Genomic DNA, 6,372 nt, shown 5'->3' with positions numbered 1-6,372 from the left:
GAAAGGGGCGCCGGAGTCGGATGACGATGCGGTCCGGCGGATTCTCAGCGCCGCCGGCGAGCTGATCGATTCCGGGCTGGCCGAGCCGAGCATTCTGAGGGTGGCGCAGAAAGTCGGGGTGACCCGGCAGACCGTCTACCGATACTTCGACAGCACCGACGCGCTGTTGCGCTCGGCGGTGGCCTTCGCGGTGGACGAGTTCCTGGAGGACCTGTCTCGTTCGCTTCGCGGGCTGACTGATCCTGACGTGGCGATCGTGGAGGGGATCGCGGTGACGCTCGAACGGATCCGCGCCAACCCGCGCTTCGCGTTGTTGTTCAGCCGCGACGCCCACGGCCGGTTTCTGCCCGAGGTGACATCGTCGACTGCGCGCACGCTGGGCCGATCGATCGTCGACGGGTTCGATGTCGAGTGGTCCGAGCACGGTTGGACCCGGCGGGACCTCGATGAGCTCGTCGAGCACATGCTGCGGACCGTGCAGTCCTTCCTCGCCGACCCGGGCGAGCCTCCGCGTGCGGGCGAGGCGCTCAGGGAATACCTGCGTCGATGGGCGACCCCGGCGCCGAAGTCCTGACCGAGCACGACGGCAGGATGTCGGCGTCTTTGAGTAGACACATGTGCGATTGACTGTATGGTCGTGTGATGGTCGCCGACGTCGACAGGGTCGATTGGGGTGCGCTCGAGCAGTTTCTGGTCGACGAGATCGAGAACTGTGCGCGGTGTGCCCGCTGCGAGTATGGGGTGCCCCTTGCACGGATGGCCGTCCACGATTTCTACCTGCGTGACCTACTCATCCTCTGGCCGGGCCTGTCGGCGGACGTCGAGTCCGAGGGTGATACGTCCGGCGGACCGGAGATGTGGCGGTATCAGCACCCGGTGTCGCGCATCGGTGATGATTGGGCCGCCCGCCTCACCATCGAAGCGGGGGTCGGCGGACGACGGTGGAACGCGGTGGTTGACAGATTTCGCGACGTCGTCGTCGGTGCGTGCAGAACGGCCACGACTCGCGTCGTCGACGGAGGGTGGGTCCGCAGCGGGTTCCACGTCGCGGCCGTCGATGGAACAGACGAACTGCTGGCTCGGAGCGTCACCGAAGACATTCTGGCTGCGCACTATCCCGAGGTCCGAGACCGTGTGGAATTGACGCGTCATCTCGGGGCGCTGACACCCGACGCCCGTGTCCAAGCACTGTTTGAGATGCTGACGGGCCCGTCCCCGGTACTCAATCGTTCGGAAGTCGCCGGCCTGCTTGCGAACTGTGGAACGGTCGCTGCCGTGCGCGCCGCGGTACAGCTTCGACGATTCGTCGCCGATGGCGAGGAGAACGCCGATCTGTGGTGCGACGTCATCGACGCCGTCGGCGTCGGGGACGGCGAGGTCATCGGAGCATTGACCGCATGCGTTCGTGATTGCTCGGTGGCGCAGGCAACTCGAATCCGAGCGGCGGCATCGCTGTCGTGGCTGGGTCATCTCGACCCGGTCCTGGACGCGCTGGCGATATTTCCTGACGCGGCCATCAGCGAGGTGATCCTGACGCCGTTCCTGGGTACCGCCAAGAACGGGACACTGACACTGGATTATCGAGTGCTCGACAAGGCGTGTGCGACATATCCGTGGGTTCACGACGACCTTGTGCGACAACTGTCGCCGACGCGCATGTACTCGATCGACGCCTCCGACATCGCCGTGGCGATGGAGGCTTTGTCGTCGCCCTGGCTCGGAATCCGGCAGCACGCTGCGACCGTCTTGTTGACCGTGCACGTATGAAACGTCTTGTTGCCCTTTGATCTCCGAACGAAGAAACGTCACGGCGGGCTTCGGCCAGGATCGTCGACCATTGCGATCAGGTCAGGCGGTTGACGACTCCCAGCAACTGCATCCGGCTCTGCATACGGAACGCATCCGGTCGTCGGCTTGCCGCGGCCGAGAATCGATGCAGAGTATGCGACGAGTGAAAGGTGACGCGGACGTCGATGTCGACCAGGACGTCGATGAGATTGATGAAGCGCTGTTGGGCCTCGGCATCGATGTCGTCGAACAGCGGAATGTCCACGACCACCCAGTGACTGTAGGTTCGCGCCCACTCCAGATACTCGATGTTCGACATCGGTGCACTGCAGACCTGCGCGAAGGTGACCCATAGCTCGCCGGGACGTGCTGCGAGGACAGGAAAGTGGCGGTCCCGAACGGCGAGGGAGGTGCCGTCGTAGCGCTTGGGCATCGTGACGGGGTCGGTCGTCCAGTCGCCGGCGGCGAAGCCGCTGATTCGTCCGCCGCCGGCTGTGCGGTAGTCGATTGATCCAGTCAGATGGAAGGTCGACATATGCGCGTTGATGAGGGCGATACCCGGCTCGAAGATGTGGTGCCAGATGGGGTTTGGCAACAAGTCATCCGGCGCATAGTTCGAGGTGGCCACCACGACGATCCGTCGCGCGAAGACCCGTTCGAGTAGCCGGGTCAGCAGCCGCGCATCACCGGAGTCATGCACGTGCAGCTCATCGAAGAAGAGTAGGCGGCAGTCGCGGATGACCTCGTCGAGTGCCTTCTGAACGGCTCGATCCTCGTCGCGGTGGTGGTGAATGTGGCGATGAAGCTCGTCGAAGAAGCTGTGAAAATGCACTCGCGTCTTGCGATGAGTGGGTACTGCATCAAAGTACGCGTTGGCGAGCCACGATTTCCCTCGTCCGGCCGGCCCATGAACGAAGAGACCATTCGATGTCGGCGTGCGTTTGGACGACCAGTGGGACAGGTGCGGATCGAGGTCGGCCAGTCGGCCGGCGAGTTGCCGTTGTCCGGGGTCCAGCGACATCCCGTCGCGAGTCGCTGCCGCCTCGATCGCCCAGAGAATCGCCTGCCGCCGAGAGGACACAGCATGATCGTGCCACGCCGTAGCTGTGAGATCTCGATGGGTGCTCCCACCGCCGACCGCTCCCCGCCCTCGCCTAGTGCGAACGGGTGCGACCCGGATCGCCACTCGACTGGCATGCCCCACCGTGCAGAAAACGTGCGCGTCGGATCTTGTTCGGCAACCGTGGTCGCCTACGTGATGTTCGCGGTGACGCACCCAGGTCATTTCGAAGTGATGTTTCGGCCGGATCTCTATCGTGATGACGATTCCGGCCTTCGCGAGGCTCGCGACGCCGCGTTCGACCTTCTCTACAAGACGGCTCGCGCGAGCATGTCGGCATCTCCCGACGAGGACATCACGGGTGTGGTGGTCGCGGGGTGGGCGATGTCGCACGGCCTGGCGACCCTGTGGCGCACCGGAAATCTGCGCGGTCGACTCGATGGTGACCCGTCGGCTGTCGCCGAGCATGTCGCCAAAGGGGTCGTGGAGTTGGGCAGGATGTCCGCACGCAGTCTCGGACAGGATCGGTGACCAGGACCAACAACGACGTCAGGTTCCGGGTTCAGGGTCATCGGTTCGGCGCTGTTGTTCGCGCGCAGCTTGGCGCTGCTGTTCGGCACGATCACGCAATTGCTGAAGGAACTCGCGATCTGCCTCGGGGTCAGCCGGAATGAACCGCCCGGGTCGGTCGTACTCCGGGTACGCAGACGCCGCGCCGGATGCGGGTCGGCGACGTTCCTCGCCAGTGGGGCGACCGAACGCGAGCCACAGCAAGGCTCCGATCAACGGGAGGACGACGACCAGCAGCACCCACGCGATCTTCGGCATCCCTCGGATGAGGGCGTCGTCGGTGTTGATGATGTCGATCAAGGCGATGACCAGGATCACCAGATACAGCAGGCCCACGTATGGCACGTCAGTTCATCTCCCACGTCCTCGCCCGCGACATGTGCGGGCTCGGCGAACCCTAGCGCGTGCAGGCTGACAACGCTCGTGCATCATCGAGAATTCGATCGATCGACGGGCAGGCAGGGCCGCCCCGATGCGGCGCGTGGTCATTCGGTCGGACGATTGTGTTTAGCAACGGTAACGACCTCTCGGTGGCTCGGCGACAGCACGTATGACACCACTCGTGAAAGGTTGACACCCTGATGAGAAATCCACGACCGGTCGCCACACTCTCTGCCGCAGTATTGCTTGCCCTCGGTGGCGGCGCAGCCATCACCGAGGCGTCGGGCGAGGCGAACGCGGCTCCGTCGAGCACGCCGCTGTGCTCGATCACCTATCCGGATCCGATGCATCCCACGCGCGCCGAGTTCAGCATGGTCAATGTCGAGTCGGCCGGCGCCGGCGCCACGACGTTCGCCTTCCACACGGTCTCGGACGCGTTGGTGGCGTACAAGCAGCAGGCTTCGGTCACCTGGGCCAACCTCGACACTGGTCGCACTGGAGGTGGTTGGGACAGCAACGCGGTCGCCGAGATCGATCGCGGCCGCACCACCATCACCCTGCCCACCCAGCAGGTCGGATCGGGCAGGATCACCGTCGTTGCCGCCGTGAGCAATACGGCCGCCAACGGGTGGACGTCGAACCTCGACTGCACTGCCGAGTACACGGCGCAGTAGGCGCACGCCCACGGTTCGCGATCAGCGATGAGGCCGGCGGGCTTTCCGTCGATTCGTCAGCGAGAGTTCGGTGGTCGTGCCCGACTCGTCGCAGAGTCGATTGCGGGCGCCAGCGCGGCCAACGCGGCCTGCAGCTGATCGGTCAGTGGACCGGTGGGCACGACGAGGCCGGCGCTCGATGCAGGGCCGGACAGTGTCGACAGCCAGACCCCGACCGCCACTCGCACGGCCGCACCCACACTCGCGGCGAGTACGCGCGCCGTCAGCGGATCCATGTTGGGGGCGCGTTCGAAGAGCGCGTCGGTGAGGACGTCCTCGCTCACCGCGACGCGGTCGACATACGAAGCGCGGAGCGCTGGATTGTTTGTGATCATCAGCAGCACGTCCTGCGCCTGGTCGCTGGGGTCGGCGTAGTGTTCGACGATCGCGCGAAGTACTGCGTCGGAGAGGCCGGTCTCTGCGGGCTGGCCGAGGATGGCGCTGATGATGCGTTGTTCGCGCTCGGCGGTGACCGCATCGACGATCGCCTGTTCCCGGCTCGAGAAGTAGTTGTTGTACGTCCGCGGCGAGACACCTGCTGCGTCGGCGATGTCGCTGACACGGACATTCTCCGGCCCGTGTTCCATCGCGAGGCGCAAGGCAGCGTCGCGCAGGGCCACTCGTGTGGCCTGCTTGTTCCGTTCGCGTCGCCCGACGTCGTGCGTGGTCATCTCTCCACCATCCCAAATTTATGCGTGTACGCAAAATTGCGTGCACGCAGTATCCTCCGTAGGGTCCACGGTGAGCACAGCCGATGGCAGAGGGGGAACATCAGACATGCGCGGCAGAGGCATGACGTATGACACGGGGTTCATACGTGGCGACAGCAGTTCTCGGGAACACTTCGATCCGTGGCGAGTCGAGAAGGAGCTGGCAGTCATCCGCGACGACCTGAACTGCAACGCGGTCCACATCGTCGGCGGCGACCCCGACCGTCTGGAGATTGCCGCACATGTCGCAGCCGAGCTCGGGATGGAGGTCTGGTTCTCCCCGTATCCCCTGGAACAGACGACCGATCAGATTCTGACCCTCTTCGCCACCTGCGCGGAGCGGGCAGAGAGGCTTCGGGCGCAGGGCGCCGAGATCGTGTTCGTCGCCGGCGTCGAGCTCAGTGTCATGAACCGCGGATTCATCGACGGCGACGACGTCAGCGCGCGGCTCGAGCGGCTGTTGACCGATCCGGAAGGGCGCGACGAGCGGTTCGCGGAACTGGGTTCGCGCCTCAACGCGTTTCTCGGCACTGCGGTCGCGCACATCAGGGAACGCTTTCAGGGGCCGGTGACCTACGCTGCCATCCAGTTCGAAGCCGTCGACTGGGACCTGTTCGATATCGTGACCCTCGAGCTCATTCGTTCCGCAGCAGTCGCCGACATCTTCCGATCGAGTGTGCGTAGCCTCGTGGCCCAGCAGCCGAAACCCGTCGCCATCACCGGCTTCGGCACCGCAACATGGCGTGGTGCCGGTGATATGGCTCCGCGCAGTATGGAGATCATCGAGAACGACCCGGACACCGGTGCGCCCGTCCGCCTGAGTGGTGTCGTCGAGCGCGACGAGGATGGTCAGGCGACATACCTCCATGAACTGCTCGAGGTATTCGACAGCGAAGGCGTCGACAGCGCCTTCGTTTTCCTCTTCGCGCTCGACAACCTGCCTCACCGGCCGGACGGCGATCCCCGCGATGATCTGGACCTTGCCAGCCTCGGCATCGTCAAAGTCTTCGAAGGCCGAAACGGGGTTGCCTACCCGCAGATGCCGTGGGAGCCGAAAGCCGCCTTCGGCACGATCGCCGAGTTCTACAGACGCTGAGGTCGATCCGATACCACGCGCGTGTGTGCGTTCCGGCGTCGAGGAGCGACGGCC

At 64.7% G+C, this 6,372-nt stretch carries 8 protein-coding genes; 5 read left to right on the top strand and 3 right to left on the bottom strand.

Annotation, left to right across the window (positions count from 1 at the left end):
• The coding region (locus EEB19_RS24330; RefSeq protein ID WP_187589894.1) for a TetR/AcrR family transcriptional regulator at positions 1–574 on the top strand (574 nt) is incomplete at its 5' end.
• 68 nt (positions 575–642) lie between these two features.
• Positions 643–1,767 carry a hypothetical protein gene (locus EEB19_RS24325; RefSeq protein WP_187589893.1) on the top strand — a complete coding sequence of 375 codons (1,125 nt, stop codon included), beginning with the start codon at positions 643–645 and terminating at the stop codon, positions 1,765–1,767.
• 76 nt (positions 1,768–1,843) lie between these two features.
• On the opposite strand, the gene zapE is transcribed toward EEB19_RS24325, so the two are convergent.
• Complete coding sequence (gene zapE, locus EEB19_RS24320; RefSeq protein ID WP_262365896.1) at positions 1,844–2,869, bottom strand: cell division protein ZapE; 1,026 nt, start codon at positions 2,867–2,869, stop codon at positions 1,844–1,846.
• 135 nt (positions 2,870–3,004) lie between these two features.
• Here zapE and EEB19_RS24315 point away from each other — a divergent pair, with 135 nt between their 5' ends.
• Positions 3,005–3,379, top strand: a complete 375-nt coding sequence (locus EEB19_RS24315) for a TetR-like C-terminal domain-containing protein (protein ID WP_262365895.1) — start codon at positions 3,005–3,007, stop codon at positions 3,377–3,379.
• An 18-nt stretch (positions 3,380–3,397) separates the two neighbouring features.
• Here EEB19_RS24315 and EEB19_RS24310 read toward each other — a convergent pair whose 3' ends face one another.
• Complete coding sequence (locus tag EEB19_RS24310; RefSeq protein WP_187589891.1) at positions 3,398–3,763, bottom strand: PLDc N-terminal domain-containing protein; 366 nt, start codon at positions 3,761–3,763, stop codon at positions 3,398–3,400.
• 236 nt (positions 3,764–3,999) lie between these two features.
• Here EEB19_RS24310 and EEB19_RS24305 point away from each other — a divergent pair, with 236 nt between their 5' ends.
• The gene (locus tag EEB19_RS24305) at positions 4,000–4,473 is read left to right on the top strand and encodes a hypothetical protein (protein ID WP_187589890.1); all 474 of its coding nucleotides are present in this window, start codon (positions 4,000–4,002) and stop codon (positions 4,471–4,473) included.
• A gap of 56 nt (positions 4,474–4,529) precedes the next feature.
• Here the strand turns inward: EEB19_RS24305 and EEB19_RS24300 are convergent, their stop codons facing one another.
• Positions 4,530–5,183, bottom strand: coding sequence for a TetR/AcrR family transcriptional regulator (locus tag EEB19_RS24300; RefSeq protein ID WP_187589889.1), 654 nt, complete (start codon positions 5,181–5,183; stop codon positions 4,530–4,532).
• A gap of 70 nt (positions 5,184–5,253) precedes the next feature.
• Here EEB19_RS24300 and EEB19_RS24295 point away from each other — a divergent pair, with 70 nt between their 5' ends.
• Positions 5,254–6,318, top strand: coding sequence for a hypothetical protein (locus EEB19_RS24295; protein WP_262365894.1), 1,065 nt, complete (start codon positions 5,254–5,256; stop codon positions 6,316–6,318).
• Positions 6,319–6,372 lie beyond the last annotated feature (54 nt).

Origin of the sequence: Gordonia sp. OPL2 (assembly GCF_003797825.1) — a bacterium.
GTDB lineage: Bacteria > Actinomycetota > Actinomycetes > Mycobacteriales > Mycobacteriaceae > Gordonia.
Note: the sequence above shows the minus strand (reverse complement) of the source record. Positions and strands in the feature narration are given on the sequence as shown.